Origin of the sequence: Vibrio sp. SALL6 (genome assembly GCF_002002385.1) — a bacterium.
Lineage (GTDB): Bacteria > Pseudomonadota > Gammaproteobacteria > Enterobacterales > Vibrionaceae > Vibrio > Vibrio parahaemolyticus.
This window is the reverse complement of the sequence record NZ_MQVK01000020.1, coordinates 90,863-117,008: the sequence shown is the minus strand read 5'-3', so window position 1 is coordinate 117,008 and position 26,146 is coordinate 90,863. Positions and strand designations below refer to the sequence as shown.

General features: G+C 44.7%; 25 protein-coding genes and 1 tRNA gene. 14 read left to right on the top strand and 12 right to left on the bottom strand.

Going from position 1 to position 26,146, the window contains the following annotated elements; translation table 11 throughout:
• Positions 1 to 12: 12 nt before the first annotated feature.
• Positions 13 to 1,548 (bottom strand): inorganic triphosphatase, encoded by a 1,536-nt coding sequence (locus BIW15_RS12555; protein ID WP_020840070.1) that lies wholly within the window; start codon positions 1,546 to 1,548, stop codon positions 13 to 15.
• 212 nt (positions 1,549 to 1,760) lie between these two features.
• Here BIW15_RS12555 and BIW15_RS12550 point away from each other — a divergent pair, with 212 nt between their 5' ends.
• The 3 genes from BIW15_RS12550 (at position 1,761) to BIW15_RS12540 (ending at position 4,620) form a co-directional block, all read left to right on the top strand.
• A complete protein-coding gene (locus tag BIW15_RS12550; RefSeq protein ID WP_005479163.1) occupies positions 1,761 to 2,441 on the top strand; it encodes a TIGR00153 family protein in 681 nt (226 codons plus the stop codon).
• A gap of 130 nt (positions 2,442 to 2,571) precedes the next feature.
• The gene (locus BIW15_RS12545; RefSeq protein WP_005479165.1) at positions 2,572 to 3,831 is read left to right on the top strand and encodes an inorganic phosphate transporter; all 1,260 of its coding nucleotides are present in this window, start codon (positions 2,572 to 2,574) and stop codon (positions 3,829 to 3,831) included.
• A gap of 177 nt (positions 3,832 to 4,008) precedes the next feature.
• Positions 4,009 to 4,620 (top strand): TIGR04211 family SH3 domain-containing protein, encoded by a 612-nt coding sequence (locus tag BIW15_RS12540; protein WP_005455434.1) that lies wholly within the window; start codon positions 4,009 to 4,011, stop codon positions 4,618 to 4,620.
• Positions 4,621 to 4,713: 93 nt separating this feature from the next.
• Here BIW15_RS12540 and BIW15_RS12535 read toward each other — a convergent pair whose 3' ends face one another.
• Together BIW15_RS12535 and BIW15_RS12530 are read right to left on the bottom strand one after the other, a co-directional pair.
• Complete coding sequence (locus BIW15_RS12535; protein ID WP_029823364.1) at positions 4,714 to 5,397, bottom strand: general secretion pathway protein GspB; 684 nt, start codon at positions 5,395 to 5,397, stop codon at positions 4,714 to 4,716.
• Positions 5,397 to 7,016, bottom strand: a complete 1,620-nt coding sequence (locus BIW15_RS12530; protein WP_025557402.1) for an ExeA family protein — start codon at positions 7,014 to 7,016, stop codon at positions 5,397 to 5,399. The genes BIW15_RS12535 and BIW15_RS12530 overlap by 1 nt, the downstream gene beginning before the upstream one ends.
• Positions 7,017 to 7,154: 138 nt before the next feature.
• Here BIW15_RS12530 and BIW15_RS12525 point away from each other — a divergent pair, with 138 nt between their 5' ends.
• Positions 7,155 to 8,375: a multifunctional CCA addition/repair protein gene (locus BIW15_RS12525; protein ID WP_025441273.1), complete on the top strand. Its 1,221-nt coding sequence runs from the start codon at positions 7,155 to 7,157 to the stop codon at positions 8,373 to 8,375.
• Positions 8,376 to 8,427: 52 nt separating this feature from the next.
• On the opposite strand, the gene BIW15_RS12520 is transcribed toward BIW15_RS12525, so the two are convergent.
• From BIW15_RS12520 to folB, 3 genes are read right to left on the bottom strand one after another with little or no spacing between them, the layout of a single operon-like run.
• Positions 8,428 to 9,231: an undecaprenyl-diphosphate phosphatase gene (locus tag BIW15_RS12520; RefSeq protein ID WP_005479178.1), complete on the bottom strand. Its 804-nt coding sequence runs from the start codon at positions 9,229 to 9,231 to the stop codon at positions 8,428 to 8,430.
• Positions 9,232 to 9,246: 15 nt separating this feature from the next.
• Positions 9,247 to 9,729 (bottom strand): 2-amino-4-hydroxy-6-hydroxymethyldihydropteridine diphosphokinase, encoded by a 483-nt coding sequence (folK, locus tag BIW15_RS12515; RefSeq protein WP_021454013.1) that lies wholly within the window; start codon positions 9,727 to 9,729, stop codon positions 9,247 to 9,249.
• Positions 9,726 to 10,085: a bifunctional dihydroneopterin aldolase/7,8-dihydroneopterin epimerase gene (gene folB / locus BIW15_RS12510; protein WP_005465889.1), complete on the bottom strand. Its 360-nt coding sequence runs from the start codon at positions 10,083 to 10,085 to the stop codon at positions 9,726 to 9,728. The genes folK and folB overlap by 4 nt, the downstream gene beginning before the upstream one ends.
• Before the next feature lie 248 nt (positions 10,086 to 10,333).
• Between folB and plsY the strand changes: the two genes are divergently transcribed.
• Positions 10,334 to 10,945, top strand: coding sequence for a glycerol-3-phosphate 1-O-acyltransferase PlsY (plsY, locus tag BIW15_RS12505; RefSeq protein ID WP_005479185.1), 612 nt, complete (start codon positions 10,334 to 10,336; stop codon positions 10,943 to 10,945).
• A 21-nt stretch (positions 10,946 to 10,966) separates the two neighbouring features.
• Here plsY and BIW15_RS12500 read toward each other — a convergent pair whose 3' ends face one another.
• Both BIW15_RS12500 and tsaD read right to left on the bottom strand, forming a co-directional pair.
• Positions 10,967 to 11,782: an alpha/beta fold hydrolase gene (locus tag BIW15_RS12500; protein WP_023584971.1), complete on the bottom strand. Its 816-nt coding sequence runs from the start codon at positions 11,780 to 11,782 to the stop codon at positions 10,967 to 10,969.
• Between the two features lie 157 nt (positions 11,783 to 11,939).
• Positions 11,940 to 12,956, bottom strand: coding sequence for a tRNA (adenosine(37)-N6)-threonylcarbamoyltransferase complex transferase subunit TsaD (gene tsaD, locus BIW15_RS12495; RefSeq protein ID WP_011105657.1), 1,017 nt, complete (start codon positions 12,954 to 12,956; stop codon positions 11,940 to 11,942).
• Positions 12,957 to 13,186: 230 nt separating this feature from the next.
• On the opposite strand from tsaD, the gene rpsU reads away from it, so the two are divergent.
• From rpsU to BIW15_RS12465, 6 genes are all read left to right on the top strand, one after another.
• Positions 13,187 to 13,402 (top strand): 30S ribosomal protein S21, encoded by a 216-nt coding sequence (gene rpsU, locus BIW15_RS12490; RefSeq protein ID WP_001145625.1) that lies wholly within the window; start codon positions 13,187 to 13,189, stop codon positions 13,400 to 13,402.
• Between the two features lie 28 nt (positions 13,403 to 13,430).
• On the top strand, positions 13,431 to 13,874 hold the full coding sequence (locus BIW15_RS12485; RefSeq protein ID WP_021487204.1) for a GatB/YqeY domain-containing protein: 444 nt from the start codon (positions 13,431 to 13,433) through the stop codon (positions 13,872 to 13,874).
• Positions 13,875 to 14,022: 148 nt separating this feature from the next.
• On the top strand, positions 14,023 to 15,783 hold the full coding sequence (gene dnaG, locus BIW15_RS12480; protein WP_077281124.1) for a DNA primase: 1,761 nt from the start codon (positions 14,023 to 14,025) through the stop codon (positions 15,781 to 15,783).
• Between the two features lie 99 nt (positions 15,784 to 15,882).
• A complete protein-coding gene (gene rpoD, locus BIW15_RS12475; RefSeq protein WP_005453778.1) occupies positions 15,883 to 17,745 on the top strand; it encodes an RNA polymerase sigma factor RpoD in 1,863 nt (620 codons plus the stop codon).
• A gap of 140 nt (positions 17,746 to 17,885) precedes the next feature.
• Positions 17,886 to 17,961, top strand: a tRNA-Ile gene (locus tag BIW15_RS12470).
• Between the two features lie 284 nt (positions 17,962 to 18,245).
• Positions 18,246 to 19,049 (top strand): MetQ/NlpA family ABC transporter substrate-binding protein, encoded by an 804-nt coding sequence (locus tag BIW15_RS12465; protein WP_021450160.1) that lies wholly within the window; start codon positions 18,246 to 18,248, stop codon positions 19,047 to 19,049.
• A 121-nt stretch (positions 19,050 to 19,170) separates the two neighbouring features.
• Here BIW15_RS12465 and BIW15_RS12460 read toward each other — a convergent pair whose 3' ends face one another.
• From BIW15_RS12460 to BIW15_RS12450, 3 genes are all read right to left on the bottom strand, one after another.
• On the bottom strand, positions 19,171 to 19,443 hold the full coding sequence (locus BIW15_RS12460) for a hypothetical protein (RefSeq protein WP_021487203.1): 273 nt from the start codon (positions 19,441 to 19,443) through the stop codon (positions 19,171 to 19,173).
• A 243-nt stretch (positions 19,444 to 19,686) separates the two neighbouring features.
• The gene (locus tag BIW15_RS12455) at positions 19,687 to 20,412 is read right to left on the bottom strand and encodes a helix-turn-helix transcriptional regulator (RefSeq protein ID WP_005453784.1); all 726 of its coding nucleotides are present in this window, start codon (positions 20,410 to 20,412) and stop codon (positions 19,687 to 19,689) included.
• A 284-nt stretch (positions 20,413 to 20,696) separates the two neighbouring features.
• On the bottom strand, positions 20,697 to 21,449 hold the full coding sequence (locus BIW15_RS12450; RefSeq protein WP_005497021.1) for an EAL domain-containing protein: 753 nt from the start codon (positions 21,447 to 21,449) through the stop codon (positions 20,697 to 20,699).
• A 263-nt stretch (positions 21,450 to 21,712) separates the two neighbouring features.
• Here BIW15_RS12450 and BIW15_RS12445 point away from each other — a divergent pair, with 263 nt between their 5' ends.
• Positions 21,713 to 22,762 (top strand): DUF4382 domain-containing protein, encoded by a 1,050-nt coding sequence (locus BIW15_RS12445; RefSeq protein ID WP_025518556.1) that lies wholly within the window; start codon positions 21,713 to 21,715, stop codon positions 22,760 to 22,762.
• Between the two features lie 43 nt (positions 22,763 to 22,805).
• On the opposite strand, the gene BIW15_RS12440 is transcribed toward BIW15_RS12445, so the two are convergent.
• Complete coding sequence (locus BIW15_RS12440) at positions 22,806 to 23,525, bottom strand: SIMPL domain-containing protein (protein ID WP_005453781.1); 720 nt, start codon at positions 23,523 to 23,525, stop codon at positions 22,806 to 22,808.
• 163 nt (positions 23,526 to 23,688) lie between these two features.
• On the opposite strand from BIW15_RS12440, the gene BIW15_RS25125 reads away from it, so the two are divergent.
• Entirely contained in the window at positions 23,689 to 23,943 is a 255-nt protein-coding gene (locus BIW15_RS25125; RefSeq protein ID WP_162814151.1) for a hypothetical protein, read from the top strand.
• A gap of 137 nt (positions 23,944 to 24,080) precedes the next feature.
• Positions 24,081 to 25,829, top strand: a complete 1,749-nt coding sequence (locus BIW15_RS12430; protein ID WP_077281123.1) for a lysophospholipid acyltransferase family protein — start codon at positions 24,081 to 24,083, stop codon at positions 25,827 to 25,829.
• The last annotated feature ends 317 nt before the right edge of the window (positions 25,830 to 26,146 follow it).

Genomic DNA, 26,146 nt, shown 5'->3' with positions numbered 1-26,146 from the left:
CGCTCGCTTGTCTTATTTTTCACGCCAGTATGGCTGAGTCTCTACGCTGATTGCTCTTGTTTGATCCATTGCATGAAGAATCGAACGCTCTTGGCGGTGCAGCCAACGCTCTAGCTGTTCTTTCTCTTCATTTTCCAGCATATCGACCAAAGGCAATAGATGGTTCAGCATCAACAGATCATCAATGCCATGCACTAAGTCAGCCCAAGGAAGGCGGAAGCTATTACGCTCGTCGAAGTTGTACAAGCTCGCAAAACCAATTCCAGTGTAAAGGTTACGCAGCAGACGGTAACGCTGATCCACATACTCTTGCGCAGACAAATCACGCTCTGCAGGGAAAGCTTCCATCAGCTCTGCCCAAGTGCGATCCAATTGCGTCACAGAAAACGGCATGATGTTGCTTGCCATCTTCTCGCGCGCTTTCTCATCCAAGAATGGCTGCCAGCCACGCGCTAAGATCCAGCGGCTAAGATCCAGCAGTAATCCTGTGTAACGCGCCGAACTCAACAATGTCAGCATCTCTTCACGACTTGGCAACTCTTCCAACTGTTGGGTCAACTCGGAGACAAGGAACTTACGCGCGTCAAGTTTGCGCAATACGTTACCTTTATCATCAAGCAACTCTTCAAGGTGAGCATGTTCATCAAGCCAAACGAGCTCTTCTTCTAACCACTTCAATTCTTGACGCAAGATAGCGCTCGCACGACGAGGCACTACGCCACCAAAAATGGTCAATGTTTGGCGAATAAAACGAATGGCGTTACTGATTTCACGCAGCGCTTCCACACTGTCGCGCTCTGAGTAAATTTGTTCGTGGTAATGCCAATGCGATAAAGCATGTTCAAGTGAATTGATTAAGCAGTATTCAACGGTGTCTGTTTTGTTACTGTCCACTAAAGAAAGCGGCTTCACTTCGTCGCCAGTGTAACCAGTCGCTAAACGGTAGCCTTTTGCGGCTTTGCTCAAGTTACCCAGACGCATCCCACCTTGTTCGCAGAAACTGCGCGCCAAGGTAAATAGTGCATCGGTCTGGCCAGATTTGAGTTCAAGTTCGACTTCACAAATCGGTTCTTGTCTCTCTTCTCCGTCTTCCCCTTGCGCAACAACCATGCCTTGGTCAAACGCGACCTCTACTTGGCTGCCATCTGGCATACCAATCAGCCACTGCTCACGCGTGAAGTTGGTCGAAAAAAGCGGAACTAACTCGGATTGTAGAGTCGCGACATCTTTGCCTGACGGCCAGATATCGGAAGGATGAAGCGAAAGATCCGGTTCATTATTTGTGTGCTCAGCATTGTATTCTGGTCTTTGATGTAAGCCTGCGACAACGCGTCCTGCGGTTTTTACGGTTTGGACGAAAACGTCATCAAAACGGCGAATTCTTAAACCAATGTCGTGCTGTCTTAGCCAATTGTCGGCTGTATCAAAATAGGTGTTACCCAAGTCACGACAACTATGCTGAAGTACTTTTGTTTCAGAAATTTTTGCTCGTAAAGTTTCTGAAAATTCAGGAGAAACAAAAAACTTCAGTTCTATCTCGGTTTCCATAGCTATACCTTTCAAAGCAGATAGAAACAGGATATTGCCTAATTTCTCGCACGGCAAGAAAGAAATATCACCCGAATGATGATCTAAAACAGTTTTAATGAGCCATTTAATGCGTTAACATGCGCGCCTTTATAGCCATCGTTCAACATTTCGCCAAGAACTAAGAAATGGTGTATGTTTTTTTAAGGTTATAGTTATTAGGTTGAATGACCATGCCAGTAAATACAATTATGGGGTTATTTGCAAAGTCCCCAATTAAGCCTTTGCAACGCCACGTTGTGTGTGTCAACGAATGTTGTTCACACCTGGTGAAGTTCTTTGAAGTTTCTTCAAAGGGTGACTGGGAAAAAGCATCTGAGATCCGTGCACAAATTTCTCATCTAGAGAAAGAAGCGGACGTGCTAAAACGTGAAATCCGTCTAAAACTGCCTCGCGGTTTGTTTATGCCAGTCGATCGTACTGACATGCTTGAGCTTCTGACTCAACAGGACAAACTTGCTAACCTGGCAAAAGACATTGCTGGCCGTGTATATGGTCGACAACTTGTCATTCCTGAGGCTCTCCAACCAAACTTCCTCGCTTACGTTCAACGTTGTCTTGATGCTGCTAACCAAGCGCAAAAAGTAATCAATGAACTTGATGAACTGCTAGAAACCGGCTTCAAAGGCCGCGAAGTGACGCTCGTCGCTGAAATGATTCATCAGTTGGACGTTATTGAAGATGATACCGATGCCATGCAGATTGAACTGCGCCAACAACTGATGGCGATTGAATCTGAAATGAACCCTATCGATGTCATGTTCTTGTACAAGATTCTTGAATGGGTAGGTGGTATTGCCGACCAAGCGCAGCGCGTAGGTGCTCGTTTGGAAGTGATGCTATCTCGATCTTAAAACATAAGTTAACGACATAACGAAGAGCATAATGAACACGTGTCAGATGGACGATGACTATTTTCACCGTCTTATGGTTTGGCGCGCGTAAAATTTTGCTCCGCTTGTTATAAAACAACTAGGTATTACGATGGATATCCTTGCGAACTACGGCACTGTCCTGATTATTGTTGCAGCGATTTTTGGTTTCATGATGGCGATTGGTATTGGCGCGAACGACGTTGCTAATGCGATGGGTACATCAGTAGGTTCAAAAGCGCTAACAGTAAAACAAGCTATCATCATTGCGATGATCTTCGAATTTGCGGGTGCATACCTTGCAGGCGGTGAAGTAACCGACACTATCCGTAAAGGTGTTATCGAAACATCTCTCTTTGCTAGCCAACCAGACATTCTTGTCTTCGGTATGATGTCAGCACTTCTTGCTGCTGGTACATGGCTGCTGCTTGCTTCTTACATGGGCTGGCCTGTATCAACGACTCACTCTATCATCGGTGCAATCATCGGTTTTGCATGTGTGTCTGTAGGTACTGAAGCGGTTGACTGGAGCAGCGTTCAAGGGATTGTCGGTAGCTGGATCATTACTCCGGTTATCTCAGGCTTCTTTGCTTACGTCATTTTCGTCAGCGCACAGCGTCTGATTTTTGATACTGAGAACCCACTATTCAACGCAAAACGTTTCGTTCCTGTTTACATGTTCATCACGACAATGGTGATTGCACTTGTAACCATCAAAAAAGGTCTGAAGCACGTTGGTCTTCACCTGACTAACGGCGAAGCGTGGATGTGGGCAGTAGCGGTATCTGCACTTGTTATGGCTGGCGGCTACTTCTACATTCAGAAAAAATTCGCTAACCGTGAAGAAGACCGCAGCTTTGCTGGCGTAGAAGGTATCTTCAGCGTTCTAATGGTAATCACAGCTTGTGCGATGGCATTTGCTCACGGCTCAAACGACGTAGCAAACGCGATTGGCCCTCTTTCTGCAGTAGTATCGACTGTTGAACACATGGGTGAGGTTACAGCGAAAAGCACTATCGCATGGTGGATTCTTCCATTGGGCGGTATCGGTATTGTTGTCGGTCTTGCAACAATGGGCCACAAAGTAATGGCAACCGTTGGTACAGGCATCACTGAACTAACACCAAGCCGTGGTTTTGCTGCTCAGCTTGCAACTGCATGTACGGTTGTATTGGCATCAGGTACTGGTCTGCCAATCTCTACCACTCAAACACTGGTTGGTGCGGTTCTAGGTGTAGGTTTTGCACGTGGTATCGCGGCGCTAAACCTAGGTGTAGTACGTAACATCGTGGCTTCATGGATTGTTACGCTACCAGCAGGTGCACTATTGGCTGTCGTATTCTTCTACGGCATTCAAGCGATGTTCTCTTAATACATCCGTCAATAGAATGTAAGCGCTTTGTCATTATTGACTCAAACGCACAGAAAGGGAGGCTTTGCCTCCCTTCTTTGTTGCACCGAACTTTGAAACTGCATACTATTCGTCTATTTCCGGCTCCAATCATTCGGTGCCAACGCTGTATCCAAGAAAATCGTTAAGGGATTTACTGTGAAAAAACTAATCATCACGGTTTTGTTTACTTTGCTAGCAGCACCAGCGGCACTAGCAGCAAACCGTTATATTTCTGATGACCTATTCACTTTCATGCACTCAGGTCCAAACAACACTTACCGTATCATTGGCAGCATTAACGCTGGCTCTAAAGTTCAGCTTTTACAAGCCAACAAAGATACAGGCTACACGCAAGTTCGTGATGACCGCGGCCGCACTGGTTGGGTACAAAGCAAGTTTGTGACAAATCAAGAAAGCATGGCAATTCGCCTTCCTCGTATTGAGAAAGAGCTGTCAGAAGTGAAAGAACAGCTAGCAAATGCTCGTCAAACTTCTGATACCGAGAAAGCGGGTCTAGTAACATCACTAGAAACTCGTAACCAACAAATTACAGATCTAGAGAAAAAATACTCTGAGATCAGCGACCAGCTCACTTCTGTTGAAACAGAAAACCGTGAACTTCGCGCCAAGCTGGATACACAAAAAGATGACATGCTGCTTAAGTACTTCACTTACGGTGGCGGTGTAGCCGGCCTTGGTCTTTTATTTGGTTTGATTCTTCCTCATATCATTCCACGCAGAAAGAAATCACCTGCAGGTTGGGCATAACTGCCCCGCAAACTACCGGTTTGCACATAGCGGATACGAAAAAGGCCACATTCATGTGGCCTTTTGCTTATCTAATGGTTTCACGCGAGAGTACTAACCATCCCATTCGTAAAGCGCAGGGATTCGGATTTGCTCACCTTGGAATTCGACAATGACAGCCTGCGGCTGAATCTCTTTCAGCGTGACTTGTCCATCCACCACATCCCCTTGGTGATACTCCACGTTATTGATTTTCACCCAACGACGATTGGCATCACTGGCATACATGTGCGTTTGCAAATTAAGGGCTGGAAGACGTCCTTGCCACTGCTGCGCATTGCGCTCCAAGTCATTCACCTGTGACGATGCAGAAGTCGGCGCATCGTTTTGAGACAGCGCATTTTCCACTTTTTTGGCGAGATCTGGAGACAAGGAAGACAAGTCTAGATCATCCAATGACAAACCTAAGTCGTCACGACGATGCGTAGATGCTGTGCTCGTGACGGGAGTAGCCGTTGTCAGATCCGGAGCCTCACTCTCGTTGGCATACTCGGAGGGTTGTAAGAATGTCCCAATGTCGCGAGATAATTCGGCACTCGGCCATTCTCGTGGCAGTTGAGCAAGATCCGTTGATTCTGGATAATCTAAAACTTCAAATGGTTGTACGACTTCCGCCACCACTACCTTTGGCGTAACCGCTTGAGCCTCTGGCGTAAGCAAATCTAAATGCCACGCAACCGCAATCGCTGACACGCTAATAGGCACAAGAAAGAGTCCAACATGTTTGATGACTGACATTACGCCTCCTCCTTGTTAATGCTTGCTAGTGTTGGCGCATTAGGTTGCACACTTTGTTGTAAGCGTTCTAACGTGCGATGACCCGCAATGCCATCCACACCGATGCCTTGCCAACGTTGGAACAGTTCCACTCGCTCTTTTAACGCACCGTCAAAAATAGACGTTTCCAGTGGTGATTCACTGACCGCTTTGGCAAGCAATTGGTCAAGCACTTCGATCGCCGGCCCTTCCATATCTAAACGCAACGTCTCTTTAAGCGGCGCTTGCCACAATTCAATGATGTTGCCCTGCCACATTGGTTTCAGCCACGAAACAGGCAAACGCAGACGCTGTTTGCCATTGAGCACTTCTACTTGGTCGTTGCCAACCGCATACAAAATCACGTAACCAACATCGCCTTGATAATTCAGCTCTAAAATAACCGGTCGATTTTGCTGCATCAGCAAGGGCCACGTTGCCATTTTTCTTTCACAACGCATGGTGGATTGAGGCTCAGACAAGCAAAGATTATCGCGCACTGATGCTCGATATCCCCAAAGGCGGTAAAGATCATTCACGGCAAGATTGGATTGTTTCTGCGCCAACAGCATATCGCGCTGTGCATCAGTTAGCTGCTCACTTGCCATAAGAGGAGCAGGAGTAGACGAAGACGCAGCAACGGGGACTTCCGACATCGGAGTCTTAGGCTTCACTGGCATGTAATTTATTGCAGCCCAGCCGACGCCAACCGCTGCCATTACACCAATAGCAGCCGATCCCCAAGCTGGCCAAGTAAATGACTGACGAGGTTTATCTTGCTGGTAAATGTCCGCCTGAAACTGCATGACTTCTTCGCAGGCTTGTTGCACCGTCTGTTTATCGACAACGACACTGCCCTGGTGATAACTCATATTCAATGCTTTATCACAAATCAGGTTGATGAGACGCGGAATGCCATGGCTATACTTCGCAATCAACTTACTGGAACTGCGATGAAACAGTTGCTGATCGCCACCAGCCGTGTGCAAACGAAACGCGATGTAATCCGCAGTCTCTTTCTCATCAAGAGGTAACAGATGATAACGGCCAGTGATACGCTGTGCGAGCTGACGCAACTGCGTAGTCTGTAACAAGCGTTGTAACTCTGGCTGCCCTACCAACAGCACTTTAAGCAGCTTTCTGGTATCGGTTTCTAAGTTCGTTAACAAGCGCAGTTGCTCAAGTACATCGGCAGCAAGATGCTGAGCCTCATCAATGACGAGCAACGTCTGCCAACCCACCTTGTGGTTACGCAGCAAATAATGATGTATGACTTGGTTTAGCTGTTTTAACGTCGCATCCTGCGGATAAGAGATCTTAAATTCATCGCAAATCGCTTCTAGCAGATCTCGGCTCGAAAAAGTCGGATTGAGAATCAGCCCCGCTTTGGTGCTTTCATCTAAATTCGCGAGCATAGCTTTGGCCACTGTCGTTTTGCCTGTTCCTACCTCACCGGTCAGCATGGCAAAACCACCGCCGTCGCCCAATCCCGCATTGAGGTGCGTGATCGCTTCTTTATGACGTTGGCTTAAATACAAATAACGTGAGTTTGGAACAATCGAAAACGGCTGTTCAACAAACCCAAAAAAGTCCTTATACATTAGGATCTCCAGCTAAAAACCCATCCCAAAAGAATCAAATATGATGTAAACATAGTTGCATCTGTTCTTGGGAGTAAAGAAAAGTACCATTGCTTGCTACAATGTCCAACGTCATATCCATAAATTCAGAGGTAATTCGTGCAAGTTTATTTAGTAGGTGGCGCAGTTCGAGATCAATTGCTCGGCATTGACAGTTATGACAACGATTGGGTGGTAGTCGGTGCCACACCAGAAATGATGCTTGCTCAAGGATACACTGCCGTCGGAAAAGACTTTCCTGTTTTTCTTCATCCTAAAAATAAAGAAGAACACGCACTTGCACGAACCGAAAGAAAATCAGGCTCAGGTTACACGGGCTTTGACTGTTTCTTCGATCCAAGCGTCACGCTAGAAGAGGATTTGATTCGCCGTGATTTAACCATTAATGCCATGGCGATGGATGATAGCGGCCAGCTGTACGATCCTTATGGCGGCCAAGCCGATTTGAATAATCGCATATTGCGTCATGTATCGGATGCTTTTGTGGAAGATCCCCTTAGAGTACTTCGGGTCGCACGTTTTGCTGCAAAACTTGCCTCGCTGGGATTTACGGTAGCAAAAGAAACCATGCAACTCATGCGCGACATCGCAGACTCTGGTGAACTCAATACGCTAACCCCAGAACGCGTGTGGCAAGAGTGGCATAAATCGCTTTCAACGCCTCGTCCCGATGTGTTTTTATCAGTATTGCGAGATTGCGGCGCGTTAGCTGTCGTGCTACCAGAAATCGATGCGCTGTTTGGGGTGCCTCAACCTGAAAAATGGCATCCAGAGATCGATACGGGTATCCATACGTTGATGGTAGCAGAGCAAGCCGCAAAGCTGAGCACATCACTCCCTGTTAGATTTGCCGCACAGGTACATGACTTAGGGAAAGGCGTGACACCAGAGAGCGAATGGCCAAGCCATAAAATGCATTGTCATACCGGTTTAAAGCTAATTAAAAAACTGTGCGAACGTGTACGTGTACCGAATGAATTTAAAGATTTAGCGCTCATGGTCTGCGAGCAACACTCCAACATTCATCGCGCCGCTGAGTTAAAGCCGCAAACCGTCATCAAAATCCTGAACAAGTTTGATGTATGGCGCAAGTCGGAGCGCCTAAAAGACATTCTAATTTGCTGCCAAGCGGATCATGCAGGCCGCAAAGGTTTAGAAGATCTACCGTATCCACAAGCGGATATTTTTATGCTGGCCTATCAAGCAGCGGCATCAGTAGATGTGCAAGCCATCATTCAGGATGGCTTCAAAGGTCCAGCTATTCGTGATGAACAAGAAAAACGACGTATTGAAGCGGTCAAAGTCGCTTTAAATAAGTAACGCCAAAATAAAAACGCCCGCTCAATTGAGCGGGCGTTTTTGTTTTCAAGGATTAAGCACTAAGCAAGAATGCAAATAGGCCCACACCTAGAATCAGACGGTAAATCACGAATGGCGTCATGCCCATGCGTGAAATCATCTTCAAGAAGAAGTGGATACAGATGTATGCGCTAATAAATGAAGTCAGAATACCAGTCAGCAAAAAGCCTACGTGCACAGGCTCACCGCTGGTAACCAGCTTCATACCCAAGTAGCTACCAGCTAATGTGATGATAGGAATCGACATCAAAAATGAAAAACGCGCTGCCGCTTCACGAGTGAAGCCCAAATATAGAGCGGCAGTGATCGTTGCACCAGAACGTGAAGTTCCAGGGATCATCGCAAGTGCTTGAGCAATACCAATAAACACCGCTTTCTTCCAGCCAGTTTGGTACTCATCGGCAACAAGCTTGGCATTCTTATCCACCCACCAAAGCAACAAACCGAATACGATGGTGGTTGTCGCAATCACATAGGCACTGCGCAGGTAGACTTCGATAACGTCTTTCATCAGCAAACCGAACACACACGCCGGAATCGTCGCGATCACGATCATCCATGCCAGTTTTGCTTCTTTACTGCGGTCACCTTTGAAGATCGAAGCAAACAACGCTCGGAATAAAGTGATCACTTCGTGGCGGAAATAAATCACAACCGCCATCAATGTACCGACGTGTACTGCCACATCAAACGCTAGACCTTGGTCGGCCCAGCCGAAAATGGCGGAGGGTAGGATCAAGTGCGCAGAGCTGGAAATGGGCAAAAACTCTGTCAGACCCTGAATCAGAGCCAAAATAAAGGCTTCAAAATAACTCATGTAAACAACTCAAATTTAAAGTGAAAAAGAAACTGGTTTGAGTGAATCAACGGGCTGCATAGCATGCCAAATGTCGGCTACAGTGCGTCCATCGCCGGGGATCACTAAATGAGGTTCGAGATCATACAAGGGCTTTGTGACAAAAGGATATTTGTAGATATCACTGCGAGGTAGCTCCGGTTTTTGTGTCGAGATGCACTCACCGAAGAGCACTATATCGAGATCCAGTGTTCGATCCTGATACTTTTGCGCATTTTCCTCACGCCCCCACTTATATTCAATCTCACGTAAGTGGTGACTCAACTCTTCGAGTGACAACTTTGTGCGCATCGCAATCACAAAGTTGTAGAAGTTTTGGCTACTAAAGCCGATAGGTTCACATTCGTATATCGGTGAGACGAGGAGATCTTCGCCGAGCCTCTGCAACTCGAGATAGGCAACCTTAGCGTGTTGCTCTCTGTCTATGTTTGTCCCCACACCGATATAAGTGGTGATCATGCTTGACCTCGTTCAATCACAACCCCAACAGATCGTGCCTGAGGAACGGCGCCCGGTTTCGCTAAACGAATCTTCACCCAAGGAACGCTGAAGCGTTGCATGATAAGTTCTGCAACTTCTTCCGCTACGCGCTCTACCAACAAGAAGCGACCATTTTCAATATGATTTAATACTGCTTCACTCACCTGTGAGTAATCTAAGGCATCTTGAACATCATCACTTTTACCCGCAGGCTTGTTGTCGTGCGCCATTTCAATATCCAGAACCAACTTTTGTTTAATTTGTTGTTCCCAGTCATACACGCCAATCGTGGTGATTACTTCTAACTGTTCAATAAATACTTTATCCAGAGCCATCTTATGTCCTTCTTTACAGAGGTCGGATACCCGTCAGGGGTAATTTGATCGTAATATTCTATACCTAAGTAACCTTTGGCTAGGTCATCGAAATGTTACTTAGGTATAAACTGCGCTGCATCTTTATATACAAGAACTCACATAATGCAAGCTCTATCGCAGAGAGTATTTCAGCTCACCGCTGAATCAGGCTATGATACCAACTACGCGGGAACTGAGCATTAATTTCCAATCCATCAAGGACTTCTATGGACGCACTGGCACTAATAATGACAATGGCCGCCTACTTACTGGGTTCTGTTTCCAGTGCGGTGTTGATTTGTCGCCTGTTAAAACTGCCAGACCCTCGTAACGTTGGCTCAAACAATCCAGGCGCGACCAATGTATTGCGCATTGGCGGAAAAGGCGCGGCCGTATCGGTGTTGTTGTGCGATATGCTCAAAGGGACGATTCCAGTTTGGGGGGGGTACTTTCTTGGTATCGATCCTATCATTCTTGGCGTTATTGCTATCGCGGCGTGCCTTGGTCACATGTACCCAATTTTCTTCCACTTTAAAGGGGGTAAAGGCGTCGCTACCGCGCTTGGTGCCATTGCTCCAATTGGCTTAGACCTTACAGGCCTAGTTATGCTGACTTGGCTCTCGGTTGCAGTCCTGTTTCGCTACTCTTCCCTTGCCGCACTCGTCACTGTGTTAGTCACACCGTTTTATACTTGGATGTTCAAACCGCAATACACCCTGCCCGTTGCCATGTTGTGTTGTCTAATCGTGTTTAAACATCATCAAAACATTCGTCGTTTACTTTCGGGTGAAGAGCCTAAAATTGGTGAAAAGAAACTGACAGAAAAAAACTCGGCATAACGCCGAGTTTTTAAATGCATTTTAAGCGTGAACTTTGTTTAGGAAGCTCAACAGCATCTGATTCACAAACTCGGGCTGTTCAAGCGAACTGATATGACCCGCTTCAGGAATCTCCACCAACTCACTGCCCGTAATGCAGTCATTCATTAGGTAAGATTCAAATACCGGACGCGGCTTATCTTCTCGACCAACTGCGATCAATGTTGGCAGTGCGAATTTTTCTGCATCTTCAATCACATCACGTCGCCCAAATACCATGCGACCGATACGAGCAACTTCTACAGCTCGCTCACCTGTTAGCGATTCAAGGCTTTGTTTAAATGAAGCGACCAATTCTGGGTGAACTTGATCCGCGTTATTCGCAAAGAACAGTGGTGCAACTGCTTCGATAATAGGCTCAGGAACACCTTGAACTTGGCTGATGGTATCTAGCATCGCAAAGTATTTTTTATGCGTCACTTCTGGTTCCCAACCAATAAAGGTATCCATCAACACCAATGACTTCACTCGTTGCGGGGCTTGAGCGGTCAGTTCCGCGCCCCACATGCCGCCAACAGATAAGCCAACAATGGAAAATTTGTCGATTTCCAAATGATCCATTAGCGCCAGCATGTGTTGGGCATAATCAACTAAAGACGTGGTCGAAGCAGGAGCGGCGTCCGATTCACCATGCGCCCATAAGTCAGGCACAATACAACGATAGGACTGGCTCAAAACTTCAATTTGAGGCGCCCACATTTGGCAATCCCACAAATAGCTATGTCCAAACAGCAGCACAGGCCCTTCGCCTTTGTCTAGGTAAGCAAGTTGCTGACCTTCAATTTCAAACTTCTTCATTGTTATATCCATTTATTATTCTTCCGCGCCATCCTATCACTGAACACAAAGAAAACTGCTCACATCAGTCTGGAAATCTCGCGCCTTTTTCTTGGGGAAATAAACCACAAAAACAAAGGCCTCTATAAATAGAGGCCAGTCAATATACAAGGTTTGATTACGCGATTGGCGTTAGCTGGTCAATTGGCCAGCGCGGACGCGCTTCCACCGACATATCTGCGACTTCACCATTCTTCAAACGTTGCATACCCGCATACGCAATCATTGCACCGTTGTCAGTACAGAACTCGGTACGTGGGTAATACACTTCACCACCGATTTTCTTCGCAAGCTTCTCAAGCTCTGCACGCAAGCGACGATTCGCACTTACACCACCAGCAATAACGATGCGCTTCATACCGGTTTGCTCTAATGCACGCTTACATTTGATTGCCAACGTTGCACACACGGCTTCTTCAAAAGCGTATGCAATATCAGCACGAGTCTGCTCGTCATCGCCATTCGCTGCAATCGTGTTTGCCGTGAAGGTTTTCAAACCCGAGAAACTCATATCCAAACCCGGCACATTGGTCATTGGTCGTGGGAACTTAAAGCGACCCGGAGTACCTTTCTCTGCTAGCTTAGATAACAGAGGACCGCCTGGGTAATCTAGCCCCATCAGCTTAGCCGTCTTATCAAATGCTTCACCGGCTGCATCATCAATGGATTCGCCTAGAATCTTGTATTCACCAATGCCTTTTACTTCCACCATCATCGAGTGACCGCCAGAAACCAACACCGCCACAAATGGGAATGGTGGTGGGTTGTCTTCTAGCATTGGCGCAAGTAAATGACCTTCCATGTGATGAACAGGAACAGCAGGCACACCCCATGCGTAAGCAATACTGCGACCGATGGTTGCACCCACTAGCAAAGCACCAACCAAACCAGGACCGGCCGTGTAAGCCACGCCGTCGATGTCTTGGGATGTTAAGTTTGCTTCTTTTAGCGCCTCTTTAATAAGAGGAATGGTTTTCTTTACATGGTCACGTGAAGCCAACTCTGGCACCACGCCGCCGTAATCCGCGTGAAGTTTTACTTGGCTGTAAAGCTTGTGCGCCAACAGGCCTTTTTCATCGTCGTAAATCGCGATTCCTGTCTCGTCACAAGAGGTTTCGATACCAATAATGCGCATGGTTTTCTCAGTATGCTTTCTGTATAGAGGAAATTTGGGCGTCATATTACCTCGCCTTGGTGCTTCAAACAAATTTTGTACAGACAATAAACGACAAAAGGCTTTACAAAGCTGTTGTGATCGGATTAAAATTCCGCACCATTTTTGATCAAGCTGGTAAGTGACCAAACAATTATGATTTGGTCTGTTGAATGCCAGCGTTAACGAATAACCCCTGAGGTGAAAGGCATATGCCAGTAGTTAAAGTACGTGAAAACGAACCGTTCGACGTTGCTCTACGTCGTTTCAAGCGCTCTTGCGAAAAAGCAGGTATCCTTTCTGAAGTGCGTCGTCGTGAGCACTACGAAAAACCAACTACAGTTCGCAAACGCGCTAAAGCAGCAGCTCAAAAGCGTCACGCTAAGAAGCTAGCTCGCGAAAACGCTCGTCGCGTTCGCCTGTACTAATAACTGAGCTCCCAAAAGGAATTTAGTTATGGCTCTCATTGATCAACTCAAAGAAGAGCAAAAATTAGCGATGAAAGCCAAGGACAAATTGCGCCTTGGTACTATTCGTTTAGCCTTAGCAGCAATCAAGCAACGTGAAGTTGACGAGCAGATCACTCTGAACGAAGACGACATTCTTGCTGTGTTGACTAAAATGGTTAAGCAACGTCGCGACTCTGTTACGCAGTACGAAGCAGCTGGTCGTCAAGATCTTGCTGATGTGGAACAAGCAGAAATTACAGTTCTTGAGGAATTTATGCCTCAACCACTGACAGAAGAAGAAGTTGCTGCTCTTATCGAGAAAGCAATCGCAGAATCTGGTGCAGCTGGCATGCAAGACATGGGCAAAGTAATGGGCGTTCTGAAACCACAAATTCAAGGGCGTGCAGATATGGGTAAAGTAAGCGGTTTAGTTCGCGCTAAATTGGCTTAACACCCCACCCAATTGCAGCAAGCCGTGCTATCCTTTGGAACGCACGGCTTGTTTGTATCTGGCAGAATGGAATAAAACAAAGTCTCGCACATGCTTTTCTCTATAACCCATTCACACCAATCATGATTTTTCTTTTTTGTTAGGTTTTATGGCTGGACACATCCCTCGCAGTTTTATTGATGACCTTCTAGCTCGGCTTGATATTGTCGATATTATCGACGCACGCGTGAAACTTAAGAAAAAAGGCAAAAACTACGGCGCTTGTTGCCCATTCCACAACGAGAAAACACCGTCATTCAGTGTGAGCCAAGAGAAGCAGTTCTATCACTGTTTTGGCTGTGGTGCACATGGCAACGCCATCGACTTTATGATGGAGTTTGAACGCCTAGAGTTCGTTGAAGCGATTGAAGAACTTGCCTCTTATCTAGGTTTGGACGTTCCTCGCGAACAACGTAGTGGTGGCGGTGGGCAGTTCAATTCTGGACCGCAAGCAAGTAGCAGTGAAAAACGCAGCCTATACGATTTAATGGGTAGCATTGCCCAGTTTTACCGTAACCAACTCAAACAACCTTCGAGCAAGGTCGCGATTGAATACCTAAAAGACCGTGGTCTATCTGGTGAAATCGTTCAGAAATTTGGTATTGGTTACGTGGCTGACGAATGGGATTTAGTCCGTAAAAACTTCGGCCAGAGTAAAGACAATCAAGACATGCTTGTCATTGGTGGCATGCTGATTGAAAACGACAAAGGCAACCGTTATGACCGCTTTCGTGGTCGTATTATGTTTCCAATTCGTGACCGTCGTGGTCGAGTAATTGGCTTTGGTGGTCGAGTACTTGGTGAAGGTACGCCAAAATATCTCAACTCACCGGAAACGCCAATATTCCATAAAGGCAAAGAGCTTTATGGCCTGTACGAAGTGTTACAAGCGCATCGTGAACCAGCACAAATTTTGGTGGTTGAAGGCTATATGGACGTTGTCGCTCTGGCTCAGTACGGCGTAGATTATTCCGTCGCTTCGCTAGGCACTTCGACAACGGGCGATCATATTCAAATGTTGTTCCGCCAAACCAATACCGTTGTGTGTTGTTACGATGGCGACCGAGCAGGTAAAGAAGCGGCATGGCGAGCGTTAGAAAACGCACTTCAATTCCTCAAAACCGGGAACACATTGAAGTTCTTATTCTTACCTGATGGGGAAGACCCAGACAGCTACGTTCGTAAATACGGCAAAGCCGCGTTCGAGCAACAAATAGAACAAGCGACACCACTATCGAGCTACCTTTTTGACAACTTGATTGAGTTACACCAAATTAATTTGGGTAACAACGAAGGTAAGTCTGCGTTGAGAGCATACGCTAGCGCCTTGATTGACAAGATTCCTGACCCATACTTTCAGGAGTTGCTCGAAAAACTATTGGATGAGCGCACGGGGTTTGATAACCGCCTACGTCAGCCTCGTAAAAAGATAAGTGAAACTCGACCTCAACCGCACAAAGAGATCAAACGAACTCCTATGCGTGAGGTTATTGCTCTACTTATTCAAAATCCGAGCTATGCTCAAATGGTACCGGACCTTTCCTCAGTGAGAGACTTATCCATACCAGGCCTAAGTTTATTTGCAGATGTACTTGATAAATGCCAGGCGCATCCCCATATCAACACAGGCCAATTATTAGAGCACTGGCGCAACAGCCAGAATGAGGCACTTCTGTCTCGTCTTGCGAGCTGGGATATTCCGCTCGACGAAGACAACCAAGAAGAAATATTTTTAGACTCACTGGATAAAATTATTGCCCAGTGCGTAGAAAAGCAAATTGAAAACCTGCAGGCCAAAGCAAGAAGTGTCGGTTTATCAGCCGAAGAGAAAAGGGAGCTGCTAGCACTTATGCTAGATTTAAAAGCGTAACCCTGTTTAATTAGTCAGCAACAATTTAATTTGTTATAGTAAGTGGTTTGCATTTCGCATACTGATTCCTTCACCAGATTACGAAGTTGGATACCGTCTATGGATCAAAATCCGCAGTCACAGCTAAAGTTACTTGTTATTAAAGGCAAGGAGCAAGGCTATCTGACCTACGCCGAAGTAAATGACCACCTACCTGCTGAAATCGTAGATTCAGAACAGGTAGAAGACATCATTCAGATGATCAACGACATGGGTATCAAGGTAGTAGAAACTGCTCCTGATGCTGATGATCTAGCACTGAACGATGACACAAACATTACCGATGAAGATGCAGCTGAAGCTGCAGCAGCAGCACTTTCTAGCGTAGAAAGTGAAATTGGTCGTACAACAGACCCAGTTCGCATGTACATGCGTGAAATGGGTACTGTAGAGCTGCTGACTCGCGAAGGCGAAATCGACATCGCAAAACGCATTGAAGAAGGTATTAACCAAGTTCAATCGTCTGTTGCTGAATACCCTGGCACTATTCCTTACATCCTAGAGCAATTTGATAAGGTTCAGGCAGAAGAACTTCGTCTGACTGATTTAATCTCTGGCTTTGTAGATCCTGACGCTGACGATACAGCAGCGCCAACCGCGACTCACATCGGTTCTGAACTGTCTGAAACTCAATTAGAAGAGGAAGACGAAGAAGACCTAGAAGATGATGAAGAAAGCGATGACGATTCAGATGATTCGGAAGAAGATGTAGGTATTGACCCAGAGCTAGCGCTTGAGAAATTCAACCAGCTACGCAGCACATACCAAAATCTTCAGCTAGCGATCAATGAGTACGGCTACGACAGCCCGAAAGCAACCGTTGCTAACGAAATGATGCTAGACGTATTCAAAGAATTCCGTCTAACACCAAAACAGTTCGACCACCTAGTGAACGAACTTCGCACAGCAATGGATCGCGTTCGTACTCAAGAACGTTTGATCATGAAGTCTGTGGTTGAATACGGCAAAATGCCGAAGAAATCGTTTATTGCCCTATTCACTGGTAACGAATCAAGTGATGCATGGCTAGACGAGATCCTAGCATCTGACAAGCCATACGCTGAGAAAATCAAACGTAACGAAGAAGAGATCCGTCGTTCAATCGCTAAGTTAAAAATGATTGAAGAAGAGACATCTCTGAACGTACAAAACATTAAAGACATCAGCCGTCGCATGTCTATCGGTGAAGCGAAAGCACGCCGTGCGAAGAAAGAGATGGTTGAAGCGAACTTACGTCTTGTAATTTCTATCGCGAAGAAATACACCAACCGTGGCCTACAATTCTTGGATCTAATCCAAGAAGGTAACATCGGTCTGATGAAAGCGGTAGATAAGTTTGAATACCGTCGTGGTTACAAGTTCTCGACTTACGCAACGTGGTGGATCCGTCAGGCAATCACTCGTTCAATCGCGGACCAAGCACGTACGATTCGTATCCCGGTACATATGATCGAAACGATCAACAAGCTAAACCGTATCTCTCGTCAAATGCTACAAGAGATGGGTCGTGAGCCGCTACCGGAAGAACTGGCAGAGCGTATGCAAATGCCAGAAGACAAGATCCGTAAAGTACTGAAGATCGCTAAAGAGCCAATCTCAATGGAGACACCAATCGGTGACGACGAAGATTCGCATCTAGGTGATTTCATCGAAGATACAACACTAGAACTACCGCTAGACTCTGCAACAGCAACAAGCCTGAAAATGGCTACAAAAGATGTACTTGCAGGCCTAACGCCACGTGAAGCGAAAGTACTTCGTATGCGCTTTGGTATCGACATGAACACTGACCACACTCTAGAAGAAGTTGGTAAACAGTTCGACGTTACTCGTGAACGTATCCGTCAGATCGAAGCAAAAGCTCTACGTAAACTTCGTCACCCTAGCCGCTCAGAAACTCTGCGCAGCTTCCTCGACGAATAATAAAGCGTTGGACAAAAAAGGTGACCTTAGGTCACCTTTTTTATTATCACTGGTTCTAAGTGGATAAAAACTAAGCGCAATTGCCCTAGTTGCTATCTAGACACCTTGCAACGCTTCCCCTATAATCGTTGACCTATTAAGGCCCCTTAGCTCAGTGGTTAGAGCAGTCGACTCATAATCGATTGGTCCCCAGTTCAAGTCTGGGAGGGGCCACCAAATTTCGAAAGGCGTAGCAGGTTAGTACCTACTACGCCTTTTTTGTATCTGATGGTTTTAAGTGTTGCTATGGGTACACCGTTGGCATCTGAGCTCATCTTCTTATCCCCCTTGTAAACTCTTTTGCTTCAACCCTTTCAACTCTCTTAACCATCTGCTCGATAAAATTCGTGCTCTACAGCCCTTGTGACCTTCAAATGATCCCTCAATGTTTTAGTCGTTGACCGTTTATATATTCCTGATAGGATAGCCGTATGGACGTCTAAATATAAAATGGAGTTACGATGACAAATTTAGGTCACATCAAAAAGTTATCTTGGGTTCTCGCTGCTGCGCTCAGCTTAAGTGCCTGCGGAGAAAAAGATAATTCAGTAATCAAAGTCGGAGCTACGGTTGGGCCACATGCACAAGTAGTTGAAGCAGTAGCGAAAGAAGCGGCAAAACAAGGGCTAAATGTTGAAGTCATCGAGTTCTCTGATTACGTGACACCTAACGCCGCGCTGAGTGACGGTAGCATCGATATTAACAGCTACCAACACCAACCTTTTTTGGATAACTTCAACAGCAGTCATAACTCTCAGCTCGTTTCAATTGGCCAATCTATCTTGATGCGCATGGGGATTTATTCCAATAAATACCGTTCGTTAGAAGAGTTACCAAACCGTGCCAGAATTGCCATTCCAAACGACCCAACTAATGGAGGCCGAGGGCTGTTACTACTCGCTGATGCGGGCTTGATTGAGCTTAAACCAGGTGTTGGCCATAAAGCCGCGTTAACCGATATTAAGAGCAATCAAAAAGAACTGGAGTTCGTTGAGGTAGATGCGGCGCAGCTGCCAAGAACGCTGGATGACGTTGATGCCGCAGCTATTACGATGAATTACGTGATGTCTTCAGGCTTAGATCCTAAGAAGCAAAGTATTTTCCTAGAGTCCAAAGACGCACCTCTCGCTGTTATGGTTATTGCGACTCGTGAAGCCGACAGAAACAACGAGGCTTACAAGAAGTTCGTCTCTATTTACCAATCCCAAGAAATTCGCGACTTCCTTGATAGCACTTTCAAAGGAACGATTGAACCAGCCTTTTAAGTAAGAATTAATCCTTGAGCAAGCTATCTTGCTTGCTCAAAGAGACAAAATGACAGAGGCTCATGAAACAAAGCATGAGCCTCTGTCATATCAAATGGTATCAATCGTACTTGGAGTTAGATTATCGACTTTCTGCTTCTAACTTTAGCGCGATATAGTTTTGTGCGGCGGTAACCAAATCAGAACGATTAATGATCTTCCATAGGAAAAATGGCGGGATTAAGAATGCAATGAAGTAAAACGACTCATGAAAAAAGATCTGAGCAATTGCATCTTGATGTTCCCACAACGCCGTAAGCGCGAAAAGATCGAGCATCACACCAAGTACACCAAAAACAACTGAAACCACGATCGCTAATCCTAGTAGCTCTCGAATAAAAAATTTGTATGCCATCATACTAATTCCTTCTAGCAATATTCGACCTTACGTTACGCCCCTCATCACCTATCTATTTTGATTATTATCAACTTCATTTCACTATGAATAAGAACTTAGTTTTATAAAAAAGCGCTTGTGGAAATGGGAAAAGTGGTTGCTAAGCAACCATTGAGAATACAAAAGAGCCATGGAAAGGAAAACAATGCAGAGCTAAATACGCTCCACATTGTTTATACAAACATATTGGATAGCAGGATGCTAAATTCGATTCAAAGGGACTTGGTTATACGCAAGTAACTTGCGATATTGCTTTGGGCTAAAACCATGGCTTTCCTTAAACTTCTTACAAAAATACGAAGTACTATTAAAGCCAGAAAGCATTGAAATTTCATCCACACTTAAACTGGTATTCGTGATAAGTATGGTCGCATAGTCTAACCGAGCGTTAGAGATGATCTGCCCCATGCTCGTTTGGTTGTCTTTGAGCTTTCTATTTAGAGTAGATTTTGACGTGTAAGTTAACTTACAGACTTCCTCCAATGACCATTTCTTTTTAAGATCTTTACTTACCAGTCGGTATATCTTTTTTTCTAGAGGGTCGTAGTTATATAAAACTCGGTTGTTTTTGATTTTTTCTAACCTAGATCCAATGAGTTCGATGATAGTTTCTCGATTTGTTAAATTTAACTTTTCCACCTCAATATAGGCGTTAATTAAACTTGTTACTTTATCTTGCTTACAATTTAAATTGATACCATTAATATGATAAAGACTCACCTTTATTGATTTATTTTCATTTGAGTTAAATGAAAACCTCACCATTACTTTAGAAGGAATAAAAATAGCTTCGTTGGGTTTTACTTTGGTAATATTATTTTGAAAAGATAATATCCCATCACCATCCACACTGACGATATGATTGTGTCGAGTAAAAATAGCACCTTCAACCTGATGACCTAAGTTTATAGATCTCTCCCTAATCATTGTTATTCCTGTATAGCTTTACTTATATTTTTTAAGGTTATTATTTTTCGCTAAAGATCTAACTGAGAGGAAATAAAAATGGCGTTGTTATTCATTAGCGTTTGTTAAATTAGAAGTTTACATGCATTCTTGAGTGTAAACAACATTCAACCAAGCATAACTAACAGCAATAAATAAGTAAATGACTATAGATTATGGTAAGCAATCTTAGTTTTCAATCGTAGAGTTTCATAGTAAATCTAACAATACTGATTGATAATGGTTCTGATTTTTCTTACCATATTTTATAGATTCATTTGTAGCACTTTTTTATGGTTGCGATTTTCTTTAAAAATATTCTTTGGTCTAGAATAATAATAACCTTGAGCTAACAAGTTATATTTTTTAACAAACTCATTTTGAAAGTAAGTTTCTACACCTTCAATAATCAAACCATTTTTACAATATGGTGATATAACAAATATAAGTGCTTTTAAACAATCATCGTTTCCAGAATTATATAAAAGGAACGATTTATCTATTTTAATATAGTCCCAATCAATAACACCTAGTGATAAGTGTGCAATTTCATTTTCATGGTAATAGTCATCAAGAATTATATAGATGCCTGATTTTTGCAATCGCTTTATATTCTTTAGTATCTTCACATCGCGTACAGGTGTATCAATTTCGTTAACTTCGATATGATACTTATTACTTTTATTTCGTTTAATTATACTTTCAATGAAGTCATCATCTTTAAGAGAAGATAAATTTACATTTAATAAAATGTCTTGCGATATGCTGTTGGATTGAGAAAAGTGCTCCATTTGCAGAAGCAATACAGTTTTGATGAACTCATCATTGATCGTTTCAAAGAAAGCTTCACTATTGAGGTGCTCTCCAGAATCACTGATGACGCTTGATAATGCCTCGTAGTATACGGTTTGCCCATTTTTAGGGAAGTATATCGGCTGTAATAGGAACTCGAGCGTTACGTAACTTCGCTCACTCCTGATCGTTGTCCTACCGCCTTCTGAGTATTCAACAGTAAACATACATACTCCTTTGTCTCTATACAGATCAGAAATATAGTGGAGTTTTTGTCGCGATCCTACACTTGCGCAATAGATTTAAAAAATATGAGTCTATTTTTTTATTTACCTTTACGGTGTCAAAAAAATAGCCTTTTAGGAATCCATATCACACTATGAATTTCTCTTTTTTACATTGACCCCGTCATCACCAAGCAATGACATTTCGTCTCGACTCTGAGACTAATCTTCGATGTTTATCGGCAGTGTAAACACAAGAGGTCAATATGAAAAAGTACACTTATCCTCTACTTGCTATCTCAGGCGGTCTACTACTGACTGGCTGCGGTGGCGACGACTCTTCATCAAATACAGAATCCGCTACGTTTTCTCTTGGTGTCTCAGATGCACCTGTGGATGACGCCAACAAAGTGGTCTTAGCATTTAAAGACGTGGTTTTAATTCCCTTTGACCCAGAAACGGGCGAGCAAACTGGCAATCACATTCTGCTAGACGCAAGCGAGAACGGCGCTCTACATCAAGTTGATTTGATGGAATACCAAGGGAAAAATGCTAAAACCATCATTAGCGAACAACAAATTGCTCCGGGTGATTACGCCATGTGCGTTTACGCGAAAGATGGCCGACAGTTGAATGATACGTCTCTATCGTATGTCGAAAAAACTGATGGCTCAGTAAAAGGTCTTGTTGTTCCAAGTCGTGGGAGCTGCTTTGGCTTTAAGCCCGATACCAGCGATCAGGGTCGCTTGAAGTTTTCCCAAAAAGGTCAGTATGTAAAAGTTCATACTGGGCACAATAGCTACGTTGTAGAGTTTGATTTGCGTAAAGGTCTGGCGGATCCAGTCGGCCAAGATCATATGAACATGAACTCGAATGCCGTAAGTTTGGTGAACGCATCAGATTCAGGCCATATCGCTGGCACGGTAAGTAACGTGCAATACCAAGCTTGCGAAGCAGACAGTGCGGCATGGAACGCGATTCATGATGTGCCTGCCGTTCACTCTGTTTACCTGTATGCGGGTTCTATGGATCGCTCAACCATGGGCGATATGGGCGCGACAGCTCCACTCAACGCGCCAGTTGCGGTAGCTAACGTGAATGAATCACAAGACGAAGAAGGCAATACAACCTACAGCTACGAGTTTGGTTACATTGGCCCGGGTACTTACAGCATTGGCTACACATGTACCGCGTATATTGATACGCCAGACGCTCATGAAACGTCAGAAGACGGTTTCTTGATTTACCAGCACTACACGCCAGTTGATGTTGTCGAGACAGAGCTGACAACTCAGGACATTAATCCCATTCTTTAAGTCACCATATTAAAAAAGCCGCTCGTACTGAGCGGCTTTTTACTTAGTCAGAAAGGTAATATTGAACCGTCGATACCACTCGGACTTTTTTAATGTAAGGCGTATTGCTATCGCGGTCATAAATGGAGAACTGACCTTGCGTCGCTCGCTTGATCTTTCCTAATGAGCTTTGTGAGTCTTTCGCAAACTTTTGTGCCACCTCGCGGGCGTTTTTGGTCGCCTCTTCGATCATGTCTGGTTTGATGTCATTAAGTTTCGTGAAACTGTATTCGATTCGGTTTGCATAAGGATCTTGATTAAGAATCACGCCTTGTTTCCCAAGTTCACCAATCTCATTAATCGCCGCACGAACCACATTGATATTTTGGCTGTAAACCGTGACCGTTCGGGATGCTAAATAACGATACTCAATGTCTTGCTCACCACCATATTGCTGCGCTTTACGGTCTATCACTGAAGGCGAAGACAGCGAGATGTTTTTGTCAGTTAAGCCTTTTGCGGTTAAAAAATCGAGAATCAAACGCGTTTGTTGGTCTATGTCATCAAACATCGCGCCCATATCATTGCTGGCTACCGTAAATTGGATTGGCCAAATGACGGTATCTGCCGGGTATTCTCGCTCAGACAATCCCTTCACCGTTACCACTCGCTCATAGGCTTTGTATTTGACTGCTGTTTGCTGAATAAAAAAGCCTAATACTCCTAAACCAATTATCAGACACAGCCCGAGCCATATTGACGCTTTATTGGAAATTTTCTCCATTCATCCTCCTAATTTCGCCAAAAGTAACAATTCGTAGTATCGATAACATAGCTCAACTATGGCCAGAAAATGGCGACCTAAAGCTAAATTTTTGTCATATCGTTCGAAATGGTGAACAGAATTAATTAAAATTGAACAGTGTTTTATTGTGAATTTTAAGATTATGTTGAAAACAAAATGGTTGGTGGTTCTAGGCGGATTATTTGTCTCAACGGCCTGTTTGAGTGCTGACAACTTAGCTATGGATGACAACTCAACACAAGAACCCCGTAATGAACAGCAATACGAAGGGAAAAGCTTTGATGGTCGAATTCTGCTAGATAATGAGCCGACCAAACAGGTCTTGAGCTCACTAGAAAGTCTCGGTGAAACGCTCAACTCTCTGAGTATCCTGATGTTTGCTGGCGACAAAACGTAACGCTAAAGCTGTCCTATCCCCTTCGCCTTTGGTCAACAAAGCTTCACCAGTTTGTCACCAAAGGCTCATGGAATTGCCTCTGAACTGTCATCAGTAATTTCTACTATCCGATCAGCCACTTGTACGCTGAGGTAAATATGGATAGTTCGACCCCTTTTCGTCTCCCTCGTAAAACGCCGTTTGGCATTGGTGAAAACGTTGCAGAATGGGCTACGGGTTTAAGTCAGCTCGATAAATTCTACGCCCAACGCCCAGTGAATGCGGATACCAAAACTTTCTTGCGATTCACACTGGATATCTTGGGTATCGACTATCGCATTGCCCATGGTTCGCTCGACTCAGTGCCAAAGCAAGGCGCAACCGTCATTGTGGCGAATCACCCTCTCGGCTGTGTTGAAGGCGTGATTCTCGCCGAACTACTGTTAATGGTGCGAGACGATATCCAAATTTTAGCGAATCAGTACCTGAAAACCGTGCCAGAGCTCGACCAACTTTTTATTGGTGTCGACGTATTCGAGGGCAAAGATGCGGTCAAGTCGAACATGAAGGCACTTAGAGCAGCCAACAAACACCTTGCGAATGGCGGCTTGTTATTGGTTTTCCCTGCGGGTGAAGTGTCAAAGTTGGTGGATGCCAAACAACAGCGTTTAGAAGACAAAGAATGGAGCCGCAGTGTCAGTGCATTAATTCGTAAGAACAAAGCAGTCACTGTTCCCGTCTTCATTCGTGGGCAGAACTCAAAACGCTTCTACATGGCAGGTAAAATCCACCCTCTTTTACGCACCTTGATGTTAGGAAGAGAGCTACTCAACAAGAGCGCAAAAACCATTGAGTTGTCCTTTGGGCAAGCAATCAAGTTTAAAGAACTCCATAACCTCAACGATGATCAGATCGTCAATTATCTGAGGCTTAACACCTACCTGCTTAACCGCGATGTAAGTGCCACTCAGCAAACGGTCTCAGACAATGATCTCTTACCTATTGCAGCAGGGTTACCCATAGGCCAATTGCTTGAAGAGCTGCACAGCTTACCGGCAGAAACCCAATTGCTTCAAAATGGCGAGTTCGACGTGTACTGCGCCAGCGCACAGCAGATCCCATCTCTCCTGCATGAAATTGGCCGCTTGCGAGAACATAATTTCCGTCAAGTTGGCGAAGGGACCGGACAAGCGATAGACATCGATCATTTCGATCATGATTACCTGCACCTGTTTGTGTGGGATCGTGAGAACCAATGCATGGTAGGAGCTTACCGTCTTGGATTAGTTGATCAATTATTGGCGAAATATGGCGTAGAAGGATTGTATTCGCGCACCTTGTTCAACTATGACCAACGCTTTCTCGATCAAATGGGCAAGTCGATTGAAATGGGTCGTTCTGTGATTGCCGAGCAATATCAAAAAAGCATGAGTGCCCTACTCTTACTCTGGAAAGGCATAGCGACTTTTGTTCATCAACATCCTGAATACACGCACTTATTTGGCCCAGTGAGCATCAGCAACGATTACAGCCATACCGCGCGTCAATTATTGGCACAATCGATGACACTACACCACTACGACAACGACTGCGCCGAATACGTCACTCCGTCAAACCCACTGCCAGAAACCAACTTAAACTGGAATACCAGCATGCTAACCGCATTGGGAGATTTACAGTTGCTATCTCGCGTGATCGCTCGAATTGACGAAGGCAAAGGCGTTCCGGTATTACTGCGCCAATATTTGAGTTTGAATGGCAAGTTGGTGTGTTTTAACGTCGATCCGGCGTTTAACAACGCACTGGATGGATTGATTATGGTGGATTTACGCGATGTACCTGAGAAAACGCTGGCACGTTATATGGGCAGTGAAAACGCACGCGAGTATTTAGCTATGAACAATTAACCGTCGTCTACAAACGTAGGAGGTATCGCGCTGCTCAAAATCGCTATAAACAAAACGCGTGCAGCGTGATACGTTATTTGCTCATAAAACATTAAAAACAAAGTGTTTAGTTAAACTCATCGCAAAAAGGCCACTCATCTCCAGCTTTAATCCACAAAACGCCAACATCGCGCAAACGTTCACGTTATAAACTTTCACAAAACCTCAAAATGGTTATAGATCACATTTCAAATCAAACCGAACGCAAAACAAAATGTGACATTGATCGTTTCAGGCATTTAATTTGAATTAAAAAAGAAATTAAAGGTGATCTCAAT

Excerpts from the sequence above, each read along its gene's own strand:
- BIW15_RS12555 (WP_020840070.1), bottom strand. The coding sequence starts at position 1,548 with ATGGAAACCGAGATAGAACTGAAGTTTTTTGTTTCTCCTGAATTTTCA.
- BIW15_RS12550 (WP_005479163.1), top strand. The coding sequence starts at position 1,761 with ATGCCAGTAAATACAATTATGGGGTTATTTGCAAAGTCCCCAATTAAG.
- BIW15_RS12545 (WP_005479165.1), top strand. The coding sequence starts at position 2,572 with ATGGATATCCTTGCGAACTACGGCACTGTCCTGATTATTGTTGCAGCG.
- BIW15_RS12535 (WP_029823364.1), bottom strand. The coding sequence starts at position 5,397 with ATGTCAGTCATCAAACATGTTGGACTCTTTCTTGTGCCTATTAGCGTG.
- BIW15_RS12530 (WP_025557402.1), bottom strand. The coding sequence starts at position 7,016 with ATGTATAAGGACTTTTTTGGGTTTGTTGAACAGCCGTTTTCGATTGTT.
- BIW15_RS12520 (WP_005479178.1), bottom strand. The coding sequence starts at position 9,231 with ATGAGTTATTTTGAAGCCTTTATTTTGGCTCTGATTCAGGGTCTGACA.
- folK (WP_021454013.1), bottom strand. The coding sequence starts at position 9,729 with ATGATCACCACTTATATCGGTGTGGGGACAAACATAGACAGAGAGCAA.
- folB (WP_005465889.1), bottom strand. The coding sequence starts at position 10,085 with ATGGCTCTGGATAAAGTATTTATTGAACAGTTAGAAGTAATCACCACG.
- plsY (WP_005479185.1), top strand. The coding sequence starts at position 10,334 with ATGGACGCACTGGCACTAATAATGACAATGGCCGCCTACTTACTGGGT.
- BIW15_RS12500 (WP_023584971.1), bottom strand. The coding sequence starts at position 11,782 with ATGAAGAAGTTTGAAATTGAAGGTCAGCAACTTGCTTACCTAGACAAA.
- tsaD (WP_011105657.1), bottom strand. The coding sequence starts at position 12,956 with ATGCGCATTATTGGTATCGAAACCTCTTGTGACGAGACAGGAATCGCG.
- rpsU (WP_001145625.1), top strand. The coding sequence starts at position 13,187 with ATGCCAGTAGTTAAAGTACGTGAAAACGAACCGTTCGACGTTGCTCTA.
- BIW15_RS12485 (WP_021487204.1), top strand. The coding sequence starts at position 13,431 with ATGGCTCTCATTGATCAACTCAAAGAAGAGCAAAAATTAGCGATGAAA.
- dnaG (WP_077281124.1), top strand. The coding sequence starts at position 14,023 with ATGGCTGGACACATCCCTCGCAGTTTTATTGATGACCTTCTAGCTCGG.
- rpoD (WP_005453778.1), top strand. The coding sequence starts at position 15,883 with ATGGATCAAAATCCGCAGTCACAGCTAAAGTTACTTGTTATTAAAGGC.
- BIW15_RS12465 (WP_021450160.1), top strand. The coding sequence starts at position 18,246 with ATGACAAATTTAGGTCACATCAAAAAGTTATCTTGGGTTCTCGCTGCT.
- BIW15_RS12460 (WP_021487203.1), bottom strand. The coding sequence starts at position 19,443 with ATGGCATACAAATTTTTTATTCGAGAGCTACTAGGATTAGCGATCGTG.
- BIW15_RS12455 (WP_005453784.1), bottom strand. The coding sequence starts at position 20,412 with ATGATTAGGGAGAGATCTATAAACTTAGGTCATCAGGTTGAAGGTGCT.
- BIW15_RS12450 (WP_005497021.1), bottom strand. The coding sequence starts at position 21,449 with ATGTTTACTGTTGAATACTCAGAAGGCGGTAGGACAACGATCAGGAGT.
- BIW15_RS12445 (WP_025518556.1), top strand. The coding sequence starts at position 21,713 with ATGAAAAAGTACACTTATCCTCTACTTGCTATCTCAGGCGGTCTACTA.
- BIW15_RS12440 (WP_005453781.1), bottom strand. The coding sequence starts at position 23,525 with ATGGAGAAAATTTCCAATAAAGCGTCAATATGGCTCGGGCTGTGTCTG.
- BIW15_RS25125 (WP_162814151.1), top strand. The coding sequence starts at position 23,689 with ATGTTGAAAACAAAATGGTTGGTGGTTCTAGGCGGATTATTTGTCTCA.
- BIW15_RS12430 (WP_077281123.1), top strand. The coding sequence starts at position 24,081 with ATGGATAGTTCGACCCCTTTTCGTCTCCCTCGTAAAACGCCGTTTGGC.